This window comes from Rhodococcus sp. SORGH_AS_0301 (assembly GCF_030818285.1).
GTDB lineage: Bacteria > Actinomycetota > Actinomycetes > Mycobacteriales > Mycobacteriaceae > Rhodococcoides.
This window is the reverse complement of the sequence record NZ_JAUTAC010000002.1, coordinates 3,933,973-3,954,359: the sequence shown is the minus strand read 5'-3', so window position 1 is coordinate 3,954,359 and position 20,387 is coordinate 3,933,973. Positions and strand designations below refer to the sequence as shown.

Genomic DNA, 20,387 nt, shown 5'->3' with positions numbered 1-20,387 from the left:
GCATGAGAATGCTCGTGACCGGCGGCGCCGGGTTCATCGGCGCGAACTTCGTGCACCTGACCGCCCGCACCCGCCCCGACATCGAGATCACCGTCCTCGACGCCCTCACCTACGCCGGCAACAAAGCCTCCCTCGACCCTGTCGCCGACCGCATCACCTTCGTCCACGGCGACATCACCGACACCGCACTCGTCGACAGCCTCGTCGCCGACACCGACCTCGTCGTCCACTTCGCCGCCGAATCCCACAACGACAACTCTCTCGGCGACCCCTGGCCGTTCGTGCACACCAACATCGTCGGCACCACCACCCTTCTCCAGGCGGTCCGCACCCACGACGTCCGCTACCACCACATCTCCACCGACGAGGTCTACGGCGACCTCGAGCTGGACGACCCCGCCCGGTTCACCGAGAACACCCCCTACAACCCCTCCTCGCCGTACTCCTCCACCAAGGCCTCCAGCGACCTGCTGGTGCGCGCCTGGACCCGCTCCTTCGGCGTCCGCGCCACCATCTCCAACTGCTCCAACAACTACGGGCCCTACCAGCACGTCGAGAAGTTCATCCCCCGCCAGATCACCGGCGTCCTCACCGGCATCCGCCCCAAGCTCTACGGCGCCGGACTCAACGTCCGCGACTGGATCCACGTCGAGGACCACAACACCGCCGTCTGGACCATCATCGACAAGGGTGCGCTCGGTCAGACCTACCTCATCGGCGCCGACGGCGAGGTCGACAACCGCACCGTCGTCGAGACCATCCTCGAACTGTGCGGCCACGACAAGGCCGACTTCGACTTCGTCACCGACCGCCCCGGCCACGACCTGCGCTACGCCATCGACAGCACCCGCCTGCGCACCGAACTCGGCTGGACACCCCGCTACTCCGACTTCCGCAGCGGACTCGCCGCCACCATCGACTGGTACCGGGACAATCGCACCTGGTGGCAGGCGCAGAAGGACACCACCGAAGCTGCCTACACGGCGGCAGGGGAACGCATCACCTGACGCCTCGAGGGTCCCGCGGCCATTCCAGACTGCGTGTCCTTTTGTTACGGCGTCGTGACCCTGTGCCACACTGACCGGGTTCGTGCCGCCTGCGGGCGGCATTCCCGGTAGGTGTTGGAGTTCTCGTGCTGCTGTCGGTCGTCGTCCCGTGTCACAACGAGGAAGACGTCCTACCCGACCTCGCAGCGCGTCTTCTCGAGCAACTCGCGCCGACCGACCCGGACGTCGAGGTGATCCTCGTCGACGACGGGAGCCGCGACGACACGGTCGCCATCATGCGCCGTCTGCATCTCGACGATCAGCGAATCCGGTACATCTCGCTGAGTCGTAACTTCGGTAAGGAATCCGCGATGCTCGCGGGACTGGTGTACGCCAAGGGTGACGCCGTGGTCATCATGGACGCGGACCTGCAGCATCCGCCCGAGCTCATCATCGACATGCTCCGTCTCCACGCCGAGGGGTACGACCAGGTGGTCGCTCGACGCACCCGGGACGGTGATTCCTTCGGGCGGACGGCCTTCGCCCGCCTCTACTACCGTGCGGTGAACAAACTCGTCGACGTCGACATGCAGGACGGCGCCGGCGACTTCAGACTGCTCAGCCGCCGTGCCGTGGACGCGCTACTGCAGATGGGCGAGTACAACCGATTCTCGAAGGGGTTGTTCTCCTGGATCGGTTTTCCCACGGCGACAGTTGATTACAAGAATGTCGCACGCCAGGGCGGCGGTGCCAGCAAGTGGTCGTTCCGGCGTCTGGTCAACTACGGCATCGACGGCATCATGTCGTTCAACAACGCGCCGGTCCGGCTCGCCATCTACATCGGCGCAGCGGTGATGGCGCTCGGGTTGGCGTACGTGCTGTTCCTCATCGTCGCGGCGATCGTCGCCGGTGTGTCGGTCCCCGGATACGTCACGCTGGTCGCCGCGATCATCGGCCTCGGCGGACTGCAGCTCATGTTCCTCGGTGTGATCGGCGAGTACGTCGGTCGGATCTACTACGAGACCAAGCAGCGGCCGCACTTCCTCGTGGCGGAGACCGAGAGCGGAGATGCCCCGTCGAATGCGGTCCGCCGACGACGCTCGGTTCGGCACGACCTGAACGAGACCGAGTGAACGACGACATCACGCCCGGACCCGTGGGTCGTCGTGAGTCGATGGTCGCCGCGTTCCCCGGCGTGATGCGGTTCGCGGTCGTGGGCGTCGTCAACACGACGGTCTACTACGGCAGCTACCTGCTTCTGCGACTCGTGGTGCCGTACATCGCCGCACACCTGATCGCCATCGTCGTGGCCATGGTGGGATCGTTTCTTCTCAATTGCTACTGGACGTTCCGTACGCCTCCGACATGGCGAAAGTTCGCACTGTTCCCCCTCGGGAACCTGGTCAACTACGTCGTGACGACAGTGGGCGTCGTCGCACTGGTCGACGGAGCAGGAATGGACGAGCGCATCGCCCCACTGGTCGCTGCTGTCGTCGCCATCCCGTTCACCTTCGTGTTGTCGAAGAAGATTCTCACGCGCACCCCGGTCCCGTCGGCGGGAACGCGATGACATCGCCTGCGGAACTCGACACCGTCGCGGAACCACGACGGAACTCCCGACTCGCGCGACGGGGCCCGGACGTCGTGGGCGTCGTTCTCGTCGCCGTCACGGTGGGCCTGTCGGCCGCGCTCGCGCAGTGGCGCGGCTCCTTGTTCTTCTACGTCGGCGACATGTACGAGCAGTTCGCTCCGTTGTGGCACATCTTCGGATCGCAACTGCGCAGCGGTAACTGGCCCACGATGGATCCTGCCGGCTGGATGGGCGGCAATTACGCAGCCGAGGCACTCACCGGCATCTGGAATCCGGTCAACCTGCTGAACTTCGTCATCGTGTCCTGTTTCGACGATCTCGCACTGGCTGCGTTCGTCGTCGCAGCAGAGATGACGGCGATCCTCGGTGTGGGTGTGTTCCTACTCGCACGGTCCTACGGTGCGGGGCGTCTGCCCGGTTACCTGGTTGCGGTCGCGATCCCCGTCTCCGGACTCACTCTCTGGTACGAAGCGGCGGGATGGCCGGCCGGACTGGCCGCGTTCACCTGGGTCGTCCATTTCTGGTGGTCCGCTCGGATGTTCTCGCTCGGTCGGCTGCCGGCTCTGGTGCCCTTCGTGTTCGGGTTCCTCGCGATGACGGCCGGCAACCCGTACGCCCCACTCGGACTCGTCGTCGTGCTCGTGGCACTCGCAGTCGAACTGGTGGTCCGGGGCGACCGCGCACGCCTGGTCATGCTCACTGTCATGGGGGCGTGCGTCGGAGCGGTCGCCTCGATGGTCTTCCTCCCGCTGCTGGGCTCGAGTGAGGTCACCGACAGGCAGTCCCTGGCCGCCATCGCCAACGACACGTTCCTCGTGCCGGACATCGGGGATCTGGTTGCGGGCAGCTCGCCGACGTACCTGCCGTCAATCTCGAACTGGGGCGGGGAACGGCTCGAGGGTGTTCCGTCGACCTACTTCGCCTGGTTCTTCCTGCCTCTGCTGCCGTGGCTGCGCTGGCCGTCGCTCCGTCGGCGTTTTGCCGGATCCGTCGGTCTGGCCGTCGTCGGTGTCGTCTATCTCCTCGCGAGCCTCGCCCCGTCCAACGTCTGGCTGTTCCGCTGGCCGTTCCGGCTGGTCGAGTACCTGTATCTCGTGGTGGCCGTCGCACTCGCCGTCGCGCTCTCCGCGGGCCTGGCGCGCGATCACGTGCGACGACGAGCCGCTCTCACGACAGCGGTCGTTCTTCTCGGTGGCTATCTGTCGTGGGCCGTCCGGCCGGATCTCTCCCCGACGCACCTCGTGGGGCTGCTGGTGGTCGCTGTGTTCGTGTCGGCAATGGTCGTCGCCGGCAGACGTGGGGCGACGCTGCTGATGGTCGTGATCGCCACGGTGGGAACGACGGCGGTGCTCGCCGTGCAGACCTCGTCGTTCCCCTCCGCTGCGCCACCGCTGCCGTCGTCGGAGCCGGAACCCGAGGCACCCCCCAACGGGGGCTCGCCCGCGATCTCGCTCGACCGGATGCGTGCCGGCGCCGAGTCCTATCGCGGCACGGTGCTCCAGCTGGCGGACCGATCGACCGTCACCACCGAGGACTCCGCGAACGGCCGACTGCTGTTCGGCAACGTGGGTCGTGCGACGGGTGCGCAGACGGTGGCGAGCTACACGGGAATGGGGTTCGACGCCTTCGCGACCGAGTTGTGCATGGACTACCGAGGCGCCGTGTGCGCCGACGCGTTCGATCGAGTGTTCGCGCCGGCGTCCGACACCGTCGACGCGCCACTGCTCGACGTGATGGGTGTGTCCACGTTGGTCCTGCAACGCACTCTTCTCCCCGAGGCGACGTCTGGCCCGCCACCGCCCGGTTGGCGCGTTGCGGCATCCGACGCTGCCCGAGTGGTCTGGGTGCGCGATCGGGTGCTCGTCCCGGGTGCAGGTCCGGCGACCTGGTCGTCGTCGCAGGTGTCGTTCGACACCGAGACGAGTACACCGTCCGGGGAGACTCTCCGCGTGGACGCCCGCGACGCCGGGACCATTGTGTTCTCCCGGCTCGCATGGCCCGGATACGACGCCACTCTCGACGGTTCGCCCGTGGCGGTGCGTCAGGGACCCGCCGGTCTTCTCGCGGTCGACGTTCCCGCCGGGAACGGGCTACTGCAGCTGACCTACTCGTCGCCGGGGCTGACCGTGGGACGAGTAGCAACAGTGTCCGCAGCAGGTGTGGCGATACTCATGTCGATCGGAGTCGGCCTGGTCGGGTGGCGACGCGCTCGCTCACGTAGGGGCAGCGGCAGCTCGCTCGGTTGATATCGTCGAGCCGTCGTTCGACGTGGTTCGGCACCGTGGTGGCTCACACCGCAGATCCATAGGAGAGTGTGATGAGCAGTTCCGTGCACGCCGATGCTCGATCCAACAACCTCGCGGCAGTACGCCGCACGATGGTCGATCACGACGCCCCGACCCGCCTGGTCGTTCAGCGAGGAACGTTCGCCGGTCCATCCCCCAGGGTGTCGGACGATCTGTACGCCTCCATCACCGTCGGTGACGTCCATCGCCGTCGTTTCGACGTCACGGTGGAGCAGGGTGCGTCCGTCGACACCGACACCTACTTCGGACGCTTCGCGGCGAGCTACTTCCAGCGGTGGACGACCGTGACCGAGGTGGCCGTCTCCTTCGACTTCGAGGGTGCAGGTGAGGTTCGACTTCGTGCGTCCGACTCGGGTGGCAACGACCGGACGGTGACCACCGTGCGGGTGTCGGGCTCCGGCAGGCAGACTCTGTCCTCCCCGGTGAACAGCTTCCTCGACGGTGGCTACCTGTGGATCGAGATCGCGGCGGTCGAGGACAGGGTGCGAGTGTCGGCCGTCGAGTGGACGGTGGCCGCACCGGCCGTCGTGCGCCCCGCCGCCGTAGCCATCTGCACCTTCAACCGGGCCGACGACTGCGCCGAGACGCTCGCCGCGCTGGCGGCCGACGAGCAGCTGGTCGCGGGCCTCGATGCGGTCTTCGTCGTCGACCAGGGCACGGACGTCGTCGCCGACCGGCCGCTCTTCGCGGAGGTCCGCGCGATCCTCGGAGACAAGCTGGTCTACATCCAGCAGCCGAATCTCGGTGGCGCGGGCGGTTTCACGCGGGGGATGTTCGAGATCACCGCCATCAACGAGCACGCCAACGTCATTCTGATGGACGACGACATCCTGTGTGAGCCGGAGAGCATTCTCCGAATGAACGCGTTCGCCAACGTCACGGTGACTCCCACGCTCGTCGGCGCGCAGATGCTCTACCTCATGAATCCTCTCAATCTGCACGTCAGTGGCGAGGAAGCGGACCTGCCCAAGCTGAAAGCCGGCCGCTGGTCGGCTCATTCGCTGCACGACGCCGATCTGACCGAGAAGCGCCAGAACAAGCGTGTCGATGCCGGATACAACGCGTGGTGGTCGTGTCTGATCCCCGCCGAGGTCATCTCGGAGATCGGGTTGCCGCTACCCATGTTCTTCCAGTGGGATGACATCGAGTTCGGCATCCGGGCGCGGGCGCACGGGTTCGCGACGGCGACACTTCCCAACGCGGGTGTGTGGCACGCCGATTTCCACTGGAAGGATCGCGACGACTGGGCCAAGTACTTCAGTGCCCGGAACTCGTTGATCGCCGCTGCACTGCACAGCGACTTCGACGTCAAGTCCCTCAGTAAGCAGTTGACACGCGAGATCTCGCAGTTCGCGGTGTCGATGCAGTACGGCCTCGCGCTGACCACACTGCAGGCGATCGAGGACTTCCTGGTCGGTCCCTCGATCCTCGAGGACGGTGGACAGTCCGTGCTCGCCTCGGTGCGAGCCATGCGAAGCGCGCACCCGGAGACGGTGAAGCATCCGGCCAGTGCCGTTCCCGGCGTCGTGTCCTCCGAGTTGGTCACGCGTCCGGCGGGTTTCACCCCGAACAAGAAGATGCTCGATCTCGTTCTCCTCAAGAGAGTGCGTGATCAGTTCCGAGGGCGAGTGCGAGGCGAGTTCGCCTACATCCCTGCGGCGGAGGCGCATTGGTGGCACGTGTCGCTCTTCGACCGTGCCGTGGTGGCGGACGCGTCCCAGTCCGGAGTACGAGTGCGCCGACGCGACGTGGCCGAGGCCAAGGTTGTCGCCGCGCGTCTCAAGGACGTCATGCGGCGCTTCCGCACCGAGGGACCGGAGGTCCAGCGGCAGTTCCGCGCTGCCCTGCCGGCCCTGACGAGTCGCGAGAACTGGGCCCGCCTGTACGACATCGACGATCCCGCAGCCGAATCGGTCAGGTGAGCCGGACCGCCACCTGCTCGTTGTTGGACGTGTAGGCGAGGTACTCGAACGTCACCCCGGTGCGGTGGACGAACTCGGTCCACGCCTTGTACTCGTGCAGGGCCCAGCCGGGGAAGTTGAAGAACTCGTCGAACACGATGACGGTGCCCGGCACCAGCCGTGACTCGAGACGACGCAGGACGAAGTCGGTCGACGAGTACAGGTCGGCGTCGAGGTGCAGGAACGCGACCGGGCCGCGGTTCTTCGACAGGAACGGCCCGAGGGTCTGCTGGAACATGCCCTTCACCAGATGTGCTCCCGGAACGTCCGGTAGAGCGTCCTGAGCGAAGGTCCCGGCCTCGAATCCGGTGCGCCAGTCCTCCGGCAGGCCCTCGAAGGTGTCGAAGCCGGCGATGACTCCGACGTTGGCGGCGCGGCGCCACTCGTCGACGATGGTGCCGAGGGTGGTCCCGGTGGCGACCCCGAACTCGAGTGCCATGCCGTCGATGGAGACGGCTCTGAGCGCGTGTCGGAGCGTGAGGTCGGGGTGGGTGAAGGACGGCGTCATCGGGAGATGTGTCTCGGCGAAGTCGGCGCTCGACGCCGTGGCTTCGACGTCGGCGGCGAACGGGATGTCGCGGCGCATCCGGAACTCCAGCGTGGTGATGGATTCCTGGAGGTCGGCGATCGTCTTCGCCTGACCCGTGATTAGGTCGATCAGCTCACTGTGACGACGGTCGGCCTCGGGTGCCACGGCGTCCTGGACTGCCTGCACGACCTTGCCTCGCGCCGAGGCTCTGACGCGTCGGCTCCACCGCATCACCCGCACCGTCCACTCGTCATGGGGACATACCGTAGTTCAGGGTTTGCGGAAGTACTCATCCCGGCCGAGCTTGCGCAGACGCAACCACTCGCGCAGGCCGCGGAGGTCCCGTCGTGTGACCACGAAGTACCACCCGAAGCGCACCCATTCCTGCGGGAGAAGCTTGCGCATGCCGGGTTGAGCCATCAGGTATCCGCGGTTGCGGTAGGTGAAGTAGCGCTTGGTGGCGTCGTCCGGATACTGCGTGTGCATCCGGCCGCCGAGGATCGGCTTGAATTCGTCGGCGCCGTTCGGATGCAGGTACGCGGTCTGCAGGCACGTGCCGAAAGCCAGCCCCGAGCGTGTGAGGCGACGGTGGATCTCGACCTCGTCGCCGCGGACGAAGAGCCGGAGGTCGGGGACACCGACGGCGTCGATCGCAGCGGCCGAGAACAGCGCACCGTTGAACAACGACGCGTAGGACGGCAACAACTCGTCGTCACCTAGTTCGGACCGCCAGCGTCGCCACGCGGTGCCGCGTCGCAGCGGGAACGCGAGGTGATCGGGATCGTCGATGTCGCACACGACGGGGGAGACCTCGTCGAGGCCGTGGCGCACCGCGCAGTCGAGGAGCGTGGCGAGGACGTCCGGCCCCTCCGGCCTGCCGTCGTCGTCGGCGAGCCACACCCGCTCGGCACCGAGGGACAGCGCGTGCAGCATCCCCAGCGCGAAGCCGCCCGCCCCGCCGAGGTTGTGCTTGCTCCCGAGGTAGGTGGTCGGCACGTCTGCGCTCTCGACGAGCTCGCGGACCGCGGTCTCGTTCGCGTTGTCCACCACGATCAGATGGTCGAGCGGACGGGTCTGCGACGTCAGGACGGCGAGGGACTGGGCCAGTAGCTCGCGGCGCCGGTGGGTGACCACCACGCCGACGATGAACTCAGGCATGCGGATCGTGATCGGCCTGGCCACGATCCGCGGCCTCCAGCTCACGAATGACGTGCGCGACGTGGTCTCCCGCGTCGTCGCCCTCGTACGACCGCACGACCTCCTCGATACCGCCCTGCTGCCGCACGTGGCCGTGATCGATCCACACGGCTGAATCGCAGAGCTGGGCGAGGAACTCGTTGGAGTGCGAGGCGAAGACGAGGATGCCCGAGCGCTGCACGAGCTTCTGCAGACGAGTGCGCGCCTTCTTCATGAACTCGGCGTCGACCGCGCCGATGCCCTCGTCGAGCAGCAGGATCTCGGGGTCGATGCTCGTGACGACGCCCATGGCGATGCGCACGCGCATGCCCGTCGAGTAGGTGCGCAGCGGCATGTCGAGGTACTCGCCGAGCTCGGTGAAGTCGGCGATCTCGTCGATCTTCGACATCATCTGCTTGCGTGTCTGGCCGAGGAACAGGCCGCGGATGATGATGTTCTCGTAGCCGGAGATCTCCGGGTCCATACCGACGCCCAGGTCGAAGACCGGCGCGACGCGACCCCGCACGACGGCACTGCCGCGGGTGGGTTCGTAGATGCCCGCCAGCAGGCGTAGGAGCGTCGACTTGCCCGCACCGTTGTGGCCGACCAGTCCGACGCGGTCGCCCTCTTTCAGTGAGAGCGTGATGTCGCGCAGCGCCTCCACGACGACGACGTCACTGCTGTTGCGTCCGATGGTGCCGCCGGCCTTGCCGAGGAACGCCTTCTTCAGCGACCGGGTCTTGGCGTCGAAGATGGGGAAGTCGACGCACGCGCCGTGCGTCTCGATGCTGACTGTCATGTGTGTCTCGTCCGATCAGACCCAGTAGGGCACGCGGGCCCGGAACGTACGCATCGCCACCATGGTGACGGCCAGGCCGACCACGGTGAACGCCAGCACGATGTACCAGTGGTACGCCTGCTGGTCCTCGCCGATCAGGGGCGCGCGCAGGATGTCGAGGTAGTGGAACAGCGGATTGATCTCCACCAGCCGCGCGCGGTCCGCCGCGGCCCCGCCCATCTTCTGCAGATTCGCCGTGGTCCACACGATCGGCGTCATGAAGAACAGCAGCGTGACGACGCTGCCGAGGATCGGGGCCAGGTCGCGGTAGCGGGTGGCGATGATGCCGAAGAGCAGTGACACCCACACCATGTTGACGACGATCAGACCGAACGCCGGGATCGCCATGACGATGGTCCAGTGCAGCTCGGGACGGAACACCGCGAGCATGATCAGGTAGATCAGCATGTTGTGGCCGAGAAGCAGCACCTGGCGCCACACGAGCCGATAGATGTGCACGCTCAGTGCCGACGGCAGCTGCTTGATCAGGCCCTCGTTGGCCACGAAGACGTCGGCGCCCTCGAGGATCGACGCGCTGATGAGGTTCCAGATGATGAGCCCGACGGTGACGTGGGGCAGGAACGACTTCAGGTCGATGTCGAGGAGGACCGAGTACAGCAGACCCATCGCGACGGCCTGCACACCCGTGGCGATGGTGATCCAGAACGGGCCGATGACGGAACGCCGGTACCGCTGCTTGATGTCCTGCCACCCGAGGCTCAGCCATAGCTCACGCTGGGCGTAGCCCTGCCGGAGATCGCGGACGGCCCGGCGGAACGTCTGCGAATCGGACGCGGGTGCATCCCCGGAGTTCGAGTCCCCGGTGTTCGAGTCGATCGCTGGTGCTGCCACGACCGACGACCCTACAGACGAGAACCGTCAGAGGTACTGGCCGGTGCCCTGCCCGTGCTGGCCCTGACCGCCGCCGCCGATGGACACACCGGGCGGAAGTGCACCCTGGCGCATCTGCTCGAGCTGGGCGCGCGCCGCCATCTGCTGAGCGAAGAGTGCCGTCTGGATGCCGTGGAACAGTCCCTCCAGCCAGCCCACCAGCTGTGCCTGGGCGATGCGGAGCTCGGCGTCGGACGGCACCGCGTCCTCGCCGAAGGGCAACGCCAGGCGCTGGAGCTCGTCGCGCAACTCCGGCGCGAGTCCCTGCTCGAGCTCACGGATGGAGGAGGTGTGGATCTCCTTGAGGCGGGTGCGGCTGGCGTCGTCCAGCGGTGCCGCGCGCACCTCCTCGAGGAGCTGCTTGATCATGGTGCCGATGCGCATGACCTTGGCGGGTTGCTCGACCATGTCCGCCAGCGATTCCTGGTCGTCGCCGTCCGACGAGTCGCCGGCCCCGGTGACGTTCGCGCGGGCCGCGGCGGCCGCCGCCTCGCGGGGACTGAGCGCGATCGGCTGCCCGTCCGGACCGATGACGACGACGTGGTCGGCGCTGTCGTCCGCGCGGCCGCCGTCCGAGTTCTGCTCGTGTGAAGACGTCATGTCTCCATCTTGACCCGGGTCGCTCACCAGGGTGGGGTCCGGGGCGTGCCCGTGCGTGCCCGCCCTGTCGCCGTCGGCGCCTAGAGTGTGCGGCATGACCTACGACGTCGCCCGCGTACGAGGGCTGTTTCCCTCGCTCGGCGACGGCTGGATCCACCTCGATCCGCAGCTGGGCATGCAGATCCCCGACCGGGTGGCCACGGCCGTGTCCACCACCTTCCGCGGGACCGCATCGACGCACATCGGTCGGCACCCCTACGCGCAGCGCAGCGCGAAGGTCGCCGACGACGCTCGGCAGGCCGTCGCAGATCTGGTCGGTGGATCCCCCGAGGGCGTGGTCCTCGGTCCGGACCACGGCATCCTCCTGACCGCTCTCGCGGAAGCCCTCAGCACGCGTCTCGGCCTCGGTACGGGCATCGTCCTGTCCCGGCTGGACGACGAGGCGAACGTGGCACCGTGGCTGCGCATCGCCAATCGGTACGGCGCCCAGGTGCAGTGGGCCGAGGTGGACATCGAGACGTGCGAGCTCCCCAGTTGGCAGTTCGGGGAACTCATCGCGGCGAACACTCGGCTCGTCGCGCTGACCGCGGCGTCGACGGTGGTGGGGTCGGCCCCCGACGTGCGTGTCGCCGCCGACCTCGTGCACGACGCCGGTGGGCTGCTGGTCGTCGACGCGGTGGGTGCGGCCCCCTACGCGGTGCTCGACATCGAGGAACTCCGGGCGGACGTCGTCGCCGTCAACGCCGCGGCCTGGGGTGGGCCTCGCGTCGGAGCGCTGGTGTTCCGGGACCCCGAGCTGCTTGACCGGTTGCCGTCGCAGGCGCTCGACACCGATGCGAAGGGTCCGGCGCGGCTCGAGGTCGCCGGTCTGCACTACTCACTGCTCGCGGGCATGACCGCGTCCATCGACTGTCTCGCCGCCCTCGACGAGAACGCGAGCGGGACACGTCGACAGCGTCTCGAGATGTCCATCGGCTCGCTGCAGGACTATCAGGATCGGCTCTTCGCGTACCTGCAGGAGCGCGTGGCGGCACTGCCGCACGTCATGGCCATCGGTCAGGCGTCCAGCCGCATCCCGTGCCTGAGCATCAGCGTGGACGGCGTCGACTCCGACAAGGTGGCGGCGCGATTGGCGGACAACAGGATCGACGTGGTCGGTGGCCTGCACGGCGGCAGCCGCCTGCTCGAGTCGCTGGGTGTCGCCGATGCCGGTGGCGCGATCACGGTGGGGCTGGCCCCGTACACGACGCGGCACGAGATCGACCAGCTCGTCACGGTTCTCGAGACGCTGACCTGATCCGCGCCCGTCAGCGGACGCGCAGGATCACCTTGCCCACCGTGGCGTGGTCGTCCAGCATGCGATGAGCCTGCGGTGCGTCCGACACCGGCACCTCCGCGTGCACGACGGGCACGACCGCACCGTCGGCGATCATCGGCCACACGTGCTCGCGGACCTGGCGCACGATGTCGGCCTTGCCGCCCGGGCCGGTGAGGGGGCGCGCCCGCAACCCGGCGCAGTGCACACTGCCGCGCTTGGCCATCAGCGCGCCGAAGTCGAACTCGGCCACCCGGCCGCCCTGCATGCCGATCGTGACCAGGCGGCCGTCCATCGCGAGCGCAGAGATGTTGGGAGAGAGGTACTTCGCGCCCATGTTGTCGAGAATGACGTCGGCTCCGTGCCCGTCCGTCGCGGACCGTAACTCCTCGGTGAAGTCCGAGGTCTTGTAGTCGATGAGGATGTCCGCGCCGAACGACCGGCAGATCTCGAGCTTCTCCGCCGAGCCGGCGGTCACCGCGACGCGCGCGCCGAGGGCCTTCGCCACCTGGATGGCGTGCGTGCCGATGCCGCTGCCACCGCCGTGGATCAACAACGTGTCCCCGGCGGACAAGCCGGCGTACATGACGACGTTGGACCACACCGTGCACGCGACCTCGGGCAGCGATGCGGCCACGTGCAGGTCGAGCCCGTCGGGAACGGGCAGCACCTGTCCGGCCGGCACCACCACCTGCTCGGCGTAGCCACCGCCCGCGAGCAGCGCGCAGACCCGGTCGCCGACCTTCCACGAGGTGACGTCCGCACCGACGTCGGCGATCACACCGGAGCACTCGAGCCCGAGGATGTCGGTGGCGCCGGATGGCGGCGGATAGTTGCCCTGACGCTGCTGAAGGTCCGCTCGGTTGACGGCGGACGCCGCGATGGAGATCAGGACTTCTCCCGGCCCCGGTACGGGATCGGGTACCTCGCTCCAGACCATGACCTCCGGGTCGCCGTACTCGGTCAGCGTGATGGCATGCACGTCTCGATCGTATGCCGCCCTCAGATACGGGAGGGTTCCTCCCACAGGTTGATCCCGGCTTCGGTGGCGTGCTCGTCGATGCGGCTCAGTTCGTCGTCGTCGAAGCGGAGTCGCGCGAGTGCACCCACGTTGTCGTCGAGCTGCTCGACGGACGAGGCGCCGATCAGCACCGTCGTGACCCGCGGGTCGCGCAGCGCCCACGCCAACGACATCTGGGCGAGCGACTGCCCCCGCGCCGCGGCGATGTCGTTCAGCGCGTTCAGATGCCCGCGCATGTCCTCGGTCAGCCACTCGGGATCGAACGACTTCCCCTGTGCCGCGCGCGACTCGTCGGGGATGCCGCCGAGGTACTTGTCGGTCAGCATGCCCTGCGCGAGAGGGGAGAACGCGATCACGCCGACTCCCAGCTCGTCGACGGCCGGCAGTAGATCGGACTCGATCCAGCGATTGAGCATCGAGTAACTAGGCTGGTGGATCAGCAGTGGCACTCCCGCATCGGACAGCAGTGCCGCCATCTGGCGGGTGCGCGCCGCCGAGTACGAGCTGATGCCCACGTAGCGCGCCTTGCCCTGCTCGACGGCACTGACCAGCGCGCCCGCGGTCTCCTCGACGGGTGTGTCCTTGTCGGGGCGGTGGCTGTAGAAGATGTCGACGCTGTCGAGCCCCATGCGCTCGAGTGAGCGGTCCAGTGAGCTCAGCAGGTACTTGCGCGACCCGCCGAAGCCGTACGGGCCCGGCCACATGTCCCACCCCGCCTTCGTCGAGATGACCAGCTCATCGCGGTACGGCCCGAAGTCCTCCCGCAGGATGCGGCCGAAGTTGATCTCCGCGCTGCCGTACGGCGGCCCGTAGTTGTTGGCGAGATCGAAGTGGGTGATGCCGAGGTCGAACGCCCGGCGGAGGACGGCGCGCTGGGTGGCGAGCGGCACGTCGTCACCGAAGTTGTGCCACAGCCCCAGCGAGATGGCGGGCAGCTTCAGTCCGCTCTCACCGGTACGGCGGTAGGGCATCGCTGTCGGGCGGTCGGTGTCGTAGCGGTCGGGGGAGGCGACATAGGGATCCGGCATGGCGCCATCCTGCCGGACATGTGACGCTCACCAGCGTGAAATCGTGTTGCCGGGCGTGCGCGTTCGCTAGCGTTTGCGTGTGAGCACTTTCGGCAACTTCCAGAACGAGATCTACCTGACCGGGCTCGGCGGCACGACCCCCGACCTGCCGATGACGGCCGACGGTCTCGAGGAGCGGGCGCGCGAGACGCTGTCCGCGGCCGCCTTCGCGTACATCGCCGGGAGTGCGTCCACGGAACGCACGGCGCGTGGGAACGTCGACGCGTTCGGCGCCCGCAGGATCGTTCCCCGGATGTGGCGCGGGGCCAGCGCACCGGACGCCCGCGACCTGTCGGTGACCGTGCTGGGGACCACCCTCGCCGCACCGGTGCTCACCGCGCCGATCGGCGTCCTCGGCATGGTGCACCCCGCGGCGGAACCCGCCGTCGGGTCGGCCGCCGCCGAGCTGGGGATCGGCTCGGTGCTGTCCACCGCGTCGTCCACTCCGCTCGAGGACGTCGCGGCGGAGTCCGGCGAGAACTGGTGGTACCAGCTGTACTGGCCGTCGGACGACGGCGTCGCGGAGTCACTGGTGCGTCGTGCCACCGCGGCGGGAGCGAAGGTCATCGTCGTCACGGCGGACACCCCCGGCATCGGGTGGCGTCCGCGCGATCTCACGCTCGGTCATCTGCCCTTCCTCCGCGCCGAGGGCATCGCGAACTACCTGTCCGATCCGGTCTTTCGCTCACGCCTGGCGTCGCCTCCCGAGGAGAGTGCCGAGGCGCTGCAGATCGCGGTGCTCACCTGGGTCGGCATGTTCGGCAACCACACGCTCCGCCCGTCCGACGTCGCGCGGGTGCGTGAGTGGACGCATCTGCCCGTCGTGGTCAAGGGGATCCTGCACCCCGACGACGCCCGTGCCGTCGTCGACGCGGGTGCCGACGGCGTCGTCGTCTCCAATCACGGTGGGCGACAGGTGGACAACTCGATCGCCGCGCTCGACGCGCTCGAACCGGTCGCCGCGGCCGTCGGGGATCACGCGACCGTGCTGCTCGATTCCGGTGTCCGCTCCGGCGCCGACGTGGTGGTCGCGCTGGCCCTCGGCGCCGACGCGGTGTTCTACGGGCGGCCCTGGGTGTACGGCCTGGGACTCGCGGGCCGGGAGGGTGTCGTCCATGCGCTGCGGTGCCTGCTGGGCGACCTCGACATCACCATGGGACTTGCCGGGCTGTCGTCGGTCACCGAGGTGGACGGGTCGATTCTGTACCGGTCCTGAAGATGCGCAGGTCGGCACGCGCGGGGGTCACCTCGGTCTAGCCTTCCGTCATGGTCGTTCACAGTGCGCGTCCCGAGGAGTCACAGACCGCGGCCCCGCCGGTGGCCTGGTTGAACGAGGCGGAGGCCCGCGCGTGGCGCGCGTTCATCGATGCCGACTACCGCCTCATGGACACCCTGAACCGCGACCTGCACACGCGAGAAGGTCTGACCCTGGCCGAGTACCGCATCCTGGTGCGACTGAGCGAGGCTCCCGACGGTTCGCTGCGGATGAGTCTGCTCGCCGACGGCGTGCTCTCGTCGAGGAGCCGGCTCACGCACCAGATCCGCCGAATGCAGGAGCAGGGCTTGGTCGTTCGAGACACCTGCGACGAGGATGGCCGTGGTGTCCTGGCCGTCATCACGGACGACGGACGCGCCCGCCTGGCGGCAGCGGCACCGTCGCACGTCGCCGCGGTACGGCGATGCCTGATCGATCTGCTCACGGCCGACGAACTCGCGACGATGGCCGAGGTGTTCGAGAAGGTCGATCGACGACTGCTCACGGGAGACCACTAGTATCGATCGCGGAAGCGTGGCAGAGCGGCCCAATGCACTCGCCTTGAAAGCGAGAGACGTGTGAAAGCGTCCGGGGGTTCAAATCCCTCCGCTTCCGCCAGTGCGATGTGATCGACGACGAACGCCCCCTCCGTCCGGAGGGGGCGTTCGTGTCGGTCGGTGCCGCGTTACTTCTGCTTCGCGGCGGCGAGTCCGCGGGCCACGATGGCGGCCTGCAGGTAGCGCAGTCCCGAGGGCACGCTGGGATCGATGCCGGTGAGCTGGCCGATGCGCTTGAGGCGGTAGTCGACGGTGTTGGCGTGCACGAACAGGTGCCGCGCGGTGCGCTGGCGGTTGAGTTCGTGACCGATGTACGACGTCAGCGTGTCGAGCAGTTCGGGCGCGTCGTCGAGGGGCTTGAGAGCACGGAGCAGCTGCTCCCGGCCGCGGCCCGGACGGGTGAGCTGGTACTCGAGCACCAGGTCCTCGGTGCGGTACATCCCGGCCGGTCGGCCGAGTTGCCGTGTGAGCGAGAGCAGTTCGTAGACGTGCTCGGCAGCGCCAGGGATGTCCTCGCGCTCGGCCGACGTCATCGTGGCGGTGATCGGGATCTCGCCGGCGCGGGAGAGTCGCTCGACGAGGGTGTCCACCCACTCGCGTTCGCGCGGTGCGGGCAGGAGCACGGTGCCGCCGTCGGTGCTGAGCAGGGCCAGCGGCGACTTCCCGCACATGGTCGCGAGTTCCGCCTGGATGCGGCGCAGCTTGCGCCGTGCGGACACGGTGCGATCGACGACGGGGTTCGCCTCGTCGGGATGCTGCGGGAAGTGCAGCGCGATGACGAGGTACTCGTCGGCGAGGTCGATGCCGCACTGCTGCGCGGTGGACAGGGCGTTCTGCCCGCCGCTGAGCAACGTGGTCACCAGTGTGTGCGTGGCGGTGTGGTGCTCGGACGCGACGGAGCGGTACTCCTCCACGTACGCCATGGACACCTCGGTGGTGACGGCCTCGAGGAGGCTCACCAGGACGAGCGAGTTGTCGGTGACGTTCTCGATGTTCTGAGCCTTGGCGTCACGGCTGACGAGAGTGAGACCGAAGCGGAATCCGTCGTGATAGGCACGCAGGATCGAGCGCAGGGGCACCCCCTCGCGAGCCCAGCGAGCGGCCGCGTCGTGGACGTTGGCGAGGTCCTTGTCCGACGGCGTCTTGCCCGATTCGAGCATGCGGACGGCAAGACCCAGGCACTTGACGGTGACCTCGGTGACGTCGCCGTGCAGGAGCTCGCCGGGGAGCGTTCCGCAGGGGGTGTTGGCCTGGAAGTGATCGACCAGATGACGCGCCACCCCTCGCAGATCGCTCATCGCCAGAGAATTTGTACGGGTGCCGGCGATCAGGCCCGCTTCCATGTGTCCCGGAAGCGGCTTCGGAGCTGTCTTCGGTGTGGTCATCGATCCCCCCATGACTGTGTAGTTCATGTCAGTCGTGCATGTTCTCGGGGTACCGTAACAATCATTAACGGGTCCCGAGATTGTTTCGAGATACCTATTCGAGAGCCACGGTATGCGCTCAGGCCCACTGCGGTGTCTGTTCCCGTTGTCAGGCCAACCGCTGTGACCTGCGATGACACCCCTGCATGACGCCTGTTGAGGCAAAACAAGTCGCGTTTTCACCTAGTTCCATCTTGCTTTCACACAATTGACGGTGACCCACTTCATGAAATGTCACACACGTGGGTGATGCCTCCAAGTCCGGTTCACGTGTCGTCCACCGTCTCGCGGTACGCTTTCGGCACGGTTCCCGGTCTCGGTGTCGTCGTCGCCGGTTCTTGTGACCGCAGACAGGACGTCGAGCAGTCCTTTGGACCTGAAGGCGGCGTACCTACCGGCAAGTAAGTTGGTACGCGTTCCCCCGGGCGCGCGGGACGTTCCGCGCGTCGTGTCTCTCTGTTCACCGGTGGCTCCACGCGAGCCACATCGGACGAAAGGTCTGTCGATGCGACGTCCCGCTCTGCTCGCCGCGGGGTGCCTCACCGCGCTGACGCTTCTCGGCTCCGCGCCGGTGGCGGGTGCGCAGCCGGGCGTTCCGACGCCGGCCGTGGACGCGTCGTCACCCACTCGCGTCGTCTCGGTGACCATGGCGACCGATCGCCGGGCCGTCATGTCGGTGTTCTCCTCGTCGATGAACCGCGAGATCCAGGTGCAGGTGTTGCTGCCCGCCGATCGATCGGTACCGCGTCCGTCGCTGTACATGCTGGACGGGGTCAGTGCGGGCGAGGAGTCCGGCTACACGGAGAGCACGTGGACGCAGAAGACGGACGCGGTCTCGTTCTTCTCGGACAAGGCCGCCAACATCGTCCTTCCCGTCGGGGGACGCGGTGCCTACTACGCCGACTGGGCCCAGCCCGATCCCGTGCTCGGCGTCAACAAGTGGGAGACGTTCCTGACGTCGGAACTGCCCCCGTTGATCGATGCCCGCTTCGACGGCAACGGCGTCAACGCGCTGGTGGGTCTGTCGATGGGCGCACAGGGCGCGATGAACCTGCTGACCAAGCATCCCGATCTGTACACGGGCATCGCCGGATTCAGCGGTTGCTACGACAACCGCTCCAACGAGACGAAGAACGCGGTGCGTGCCACCGTCGGGTCCACCGGAGGCGACGCCACCAACATGTGGGGCACGAACGCGGATCCGCTGTGGGCCGAGAACGATCCGAGTACCCGCGTCGAGACGCTCCGCGGCAAGCAGGTGTACCTGTCGACGGGCAACGGATTCCCCGGACCGTACGAGGCGGGTGGCGGTTTCGGTGAGGAGATCATCGACGCGCTGACCGTCGGCGGCCCCCTCGAGGCCGCCGCGAACATCTGCACCACCGGCTTCGCCGACACGCTGCGCGCGGCGGGTGTCCCGGCGACCATCGTGTTCAAGCCGTACGGCACGCACTCCTGGCGCTACTGGCAGGACGAGATGCACAACTCGTGGCCCGTCGTGGCCAGGGCGCTCGGCCTGTAGCTGTCGGGGGCGTACACCCGCTCCGTCGACCGCACACCCTCTCCCGCCGGCTGCGGAGGGTGTGCGCCTCACGCAAGGGGTGTGCACAGTCTCTGGTGCTCCGCCGTGAAGATCTTTCGGCGTGTGCCCGATTGGTGCGCGTCGACCCGCCCGGTTGTCGGGGGTGTGCACACCCGCTCCGTCGACCGCACACCCTCTCCCGCCGGCTGCAGAGGGTGTGCGCCTCACGTACCGCGTGCGCACACGAGCCCTAGCGCGAGGCGGTGGCCCCGGCGAACTGCTCGGCAGCCGACGCGGCGAACGCGAGGAACGCATCGTTCTCGTGTGGGTCGCCCACGGTCACGCGTACGCCGTCGTCCCCGTACGCCCGCACGATGACACCGGCCTCGGTGGACGCTGCGGAGAAGTCTCCCGACTCCGCCCCCAGCGGGATCCACACGAAGTTCGCGGACGACTCGGGCACCTGGAACCCCATGTCGCGCAACGAGTCACGGAGGCGCGACCGCTCGGCCGTCACGACTGCCGTACGTGCGAGGAGTTCGTCCGAGGCCGCGAGCGACGCGACGGCGCCACTCTGCGCGACACTGCTCACGCTGAACGCGGTGTGCACCTTCTTCATCGACGTGATGATCGACGGTGCTCCGACGGCGTACCCCACCCGCAGTCCGGCGAGGCCGTAGGCCTTCGAGAACGTCCGCAGCACCACGACGTTGGGCCGGGTTCGTCCGATCTCCACGCCGTCGATCGCGCGGTCGGTGTACTCGAAGTAGGCCTCGTCCAGCACCACGACGATGTGGTCGGGGATCGCGTCGAGGAACCGTTCGAGGTCGGCGGGGTCCACCACGGTGCCCGTCGGGTTGTTCGGGTTGCACACGAACATGAGACGGGTCTTGTCCGTCACCGCTGCGGCCATCGAGTCGAGGTCGTGCACGTCGTCGTGAGTGAGCGGCACACGCACGGCGGTGGCGCCGGCGACGAGCGTGACGATGGGGTAGGCCTCGAACGAGCGCCAGCCGAAGACGACCTCGTCCCCGGCGTTGCAGGTGACCTGGACCAACTCCTGGCACAGCGCGACCGATCCGCAGCCGACGGCGACGGTGGTGGCCGGGACGTCGAGGAAGTCCGCGAGCGCCTCGACCAGGATTGTCGACTGGTTGTCGGGATAGCGGTTCACTCCGGCCGCCGCGTCGGCGATGGCCTCGCGAACGCTGGGCAGCGGGCCGGCCGTGGTCTCGTTGCTGGCGAGTTTGATCGCGCCCGGGAACGAGCGACCGGGCAGGTAGCCGGGGATGGCATCGAGGTCGGGGCGCGTGCGTGGGGTCACGATCACCGATTATGCGCGGCGGTC

The 20,387-nt window shown here is 67.7% G+C and carries 18 protein-coding genes and 1 tRNA gene; 10 read left to right on the top strand and 9 right to left on the bottom strand.

Features of this window, described 5'->3' with window-relative positions; genetic code table 11:
• The first annotated feature begins 2 nt into the window (after positions 1 to 2).
• From rfbB to QE397_RS19370, 5 genes are all read left to right on the top strand, one after another.
• On the top strand, positions 3 to 1,007 hold the full coding sequence (gene rfbB, locus QE397_RS19390) for a dTDP-glucose 4,6-dehydratase (RefSeq protein ID WP_307096787.1): 1,005 nt from the start codon (positions 3 to 5) through the stop codon (positions 1,005 to 1,007).
• 125 nt (positions 1,008 to 1,132) lie between these two features.
• Positions 1,133 to 2,119, top strand: coding sequence for a glycosyltransferase family 2 protein (locus tag QE397_RS19385; RefSeq protein WP_307096785.1), 987 nt, complete (start codon positions 1,133 to 1,135; stop codon positions 2,117 to 2,119).
• A complete protein-coding gene (locus tag QE397_RS19380) occupies positions 2,116 to 2,556 on the top strand; it encodes a GtrA family protein (RefSeq protein WP_307096783.1) in 441 nt (146 codons plus the stop codon). The genes QE397_RS19385 and QE397_RS19380 overlap by 4 nt, the downstream gene beginning before the upstream one ends.
• Positions 2,553 to 4,823 (top strand): hypothetical protein, encoded by a 2,271-nt coding sequence (locus QE397_RS19375; protein ID WP_307096781.1) that lies wholly within the window; start codon positions 2,553 to 2,555, stop codon positions 4,821 to 4,823. Before QE397_RS19380 ends, QE397_RS19375 begins: the two co-directional genes overlap by 4 nt.
• Before the next feature lie 71 nt (positions 4,824 to 4,894).
• Entirely contained in the window at positions 4,895 to 6,805 is a 1,911-nt protein-coding gene (locus QE397_RS19370; RefSeq protein WP_307096778.1) for a glycosyltransferase, read from the top strand.
• On the opposite strand, the gene QE397_RS19365 is transcribed toward QE397_RS19370, so the two are convergent.
• Genes QE397_RS19365 through QE397_RS19345 form a run of 5 tightly spaced genes read right to left on the bottom strand, consistent with a single transcriptional unit; the run spans position 6,798 to position 10,878 of the window.
• The gene (locus tag QE397_RS19365; protein WP_307096776.1) at positions 6,798 to 7,604 is read right to left on the bottom strand and encodes a class I SAM-dependent methyltransferase; all 807 of its coding nucleotides are present in this window, start codon (positions 7,602 to 7,604) and stop codon (positions 6,798 to 6,800) included. The genes QE397_RS19370 and QE397_RS19365 overlap by 8 nt on opposite strands.
• 39 nt (positions 7,605 to 7,643) lie before the next feature.
• Complete coding sequence (locus QE397_RS19360; RefSeq protein WP_307096773.1) at positions 7,644 to 8,531, bottom strand: glycosyltransferase; 888 nt, start codon at positions 8,529 to 8,531, stop codon at positions 7,644 to 7,646.
• Positions 8,524 to 9,348, bottom strand: coding sequence for an ABC transporter ATP-binding protein (locus QE397_RS19355; protein ID WP_307096771.1), 825 nt, complete (start codon positions 9,346 to 9,348; stop codon positions 8,524 to 8,526). The genes QE397_RS19360 and QE397_RS19355 overlap by 8 nt, the downstream gene beginning before the upstream one ends.
• A 15-nt stretch (positions 9,349 to 9,363) precedes the next feature.
• Entirely contained in the window at positions 9,364 to 10,239 is an 876-nt protein-coding gene (locus tag QE397_RS19350) for an ABC transporter permease (protein WP_027506560.1), read from the bottom strand.
• Between the two features lie 27 nt (positions 10,240 to 10,266).
• Complete coding sequence (locus tag QE397_RS19345) at positions 10,267 to 10,878, bottom strand: bacterial proteasome activator family protein (RefSeq protein ID WP_051613544.1); 612 nt, start codon at positions 10,876 to 10,878, stop codon at positions 10,267 to 10,269.
• A gap of 94 nt (positions 10,879 to 10,972) precedes the next feature.
• Here QE397_RS19345 and QE397_RS19340 point away from each other — a divergent pair, with 94 nt between their 5' ends.
• Positions 10,973 to 12,175, top strand: a complete 1,203-nt coding sequence (locus QE397_RS19340; protein WP_307096767.1) for a cysteine desulfurase-like protein — start codon at positions 10,973 to 10,975, stop codon at positions 12,173 to 12,175.
• Between the two features lie 10 nt (positions 12,176 to 12,185).
• Here the strand turns inward: QE397_RS19340 and QE397_RS19335 are convergent, their stop codons facing one another.
• Together QE397_RS19335 and mgrA are read right to left on the bottom strand one after the other, a co-directional pair.
• Positions 12,186 to 13,175 (bottom strand): NAD(P)H-quinone oxidoreductase, encoded by a 990-nt coding sequence (locus tag QE397_RS19335; protein WP_307096766.1) that lies wholly within the window; start codon positions 13,173 to 13,175, stop codon positions 12,186 to 12,188.
• 20 nt (positions 13,176 to 13,195) lie between these two features.
• Positions 13,196 to 14,242, bottom strand: a complete 1,047-nt coding sequence (gene mgrA / locus QE397_RS19330; protein ID WP_204869541.1) for an L-glyceraldehyde 3-phosphate reductase — start codon at positions 14,240 to 14,242, stop codon at positions 13,196 to 13,198.
• A gap of 79 nt (positions 14,243 to 14,321) precedes the next feature.
• On the opposite strand from mgrA, the gene QE397_RS19325 reads away from it, so the two are divergent.
• The 3 genes from QE397_RS19325 (at position 14,322) to QE397_RS19315 (ending at position 16,154) form a co-directional block, all read left to right on the top strand.
• A complete protein-coding gene (locus QE397_RS19325) occupies positions 14,322 to 15,497 on the top strand; it encodes an alpha-hydroxy-acid oxidizing protein (RefSeq protein WP_307096764.1) in 1,176 nt (391 codons plus the stop codon).
• 50 nt (positions 15,498 to 15,547) lie between these two features.
• Positions 15,548 to 16,054, top strand: coding sequence for a MarR family winged helix-turn-helix transcriptional regulator (locus QE397_RS19320; RefSeq protein ID WP_222633270.1), 507 nt, complete (start codon positions 15,548 to 15,550; stop codon positions 16,052 to 16,054).
• A gap of 10 nt (positions 16,055 to 16,064) precedes the next feature.
• Positions 16,065 to 16,154 (top strand) — tRNA-Ser (locus QE397_RS19315).
• Between the two features lie 67 nt (positions 16,155 to 16,221).
• Here QE397_RS19315 and QE397_RS19310 read toward each other — a convergent pair.
• Complete coding sequence (locus QE397_RS19310; RefSeq protein ID WP_261776324.1) at positions 16,222 to 17,478, bottom strand: CdaR family transcriptional regulator; 1,257 nt, start codon at positions 17,476 to 17,478, stop codon at positions 16,222 to 16,224.
• Between the two features lie 544 nt (positions 17,479 to 18,022).
• On the opposite strand from QE397_RS19310, the gene QE397_RS19305 reads away from it, so the two are divergent.
• Positions 18,023 to 19,039, top strand: a complete 1,017-nt coding sequence (locus QE397_RS19305; protein ID WP_307096761.1) for an alpha/beta hydrolase family protein — start codon at positions 18,023 to 18,025, stop codon at positions 19,037 to 19,039.
• A gap of 250 nt (positions 19,040 to 19,289) precedes the next feature.
• Here the strand turns inward: QE397_RS19305 and hisC are convergent, their stop codons facing one another.
• Positions 19,290 to 20,363: a histidinol-phosphate transaminase gene (gene hisC / locus QE397_RS19300; RefSeq protein WP_307096759.1), complete on the bottom strand. Its 1,074-nt coding sequence runs from the start codon at positions 20,361 to 20,363 to the stop codon at positions 19,290 to 19,292.
• Positions 20,364 to 20,387 lie beyond the last annotated feature (24 nt).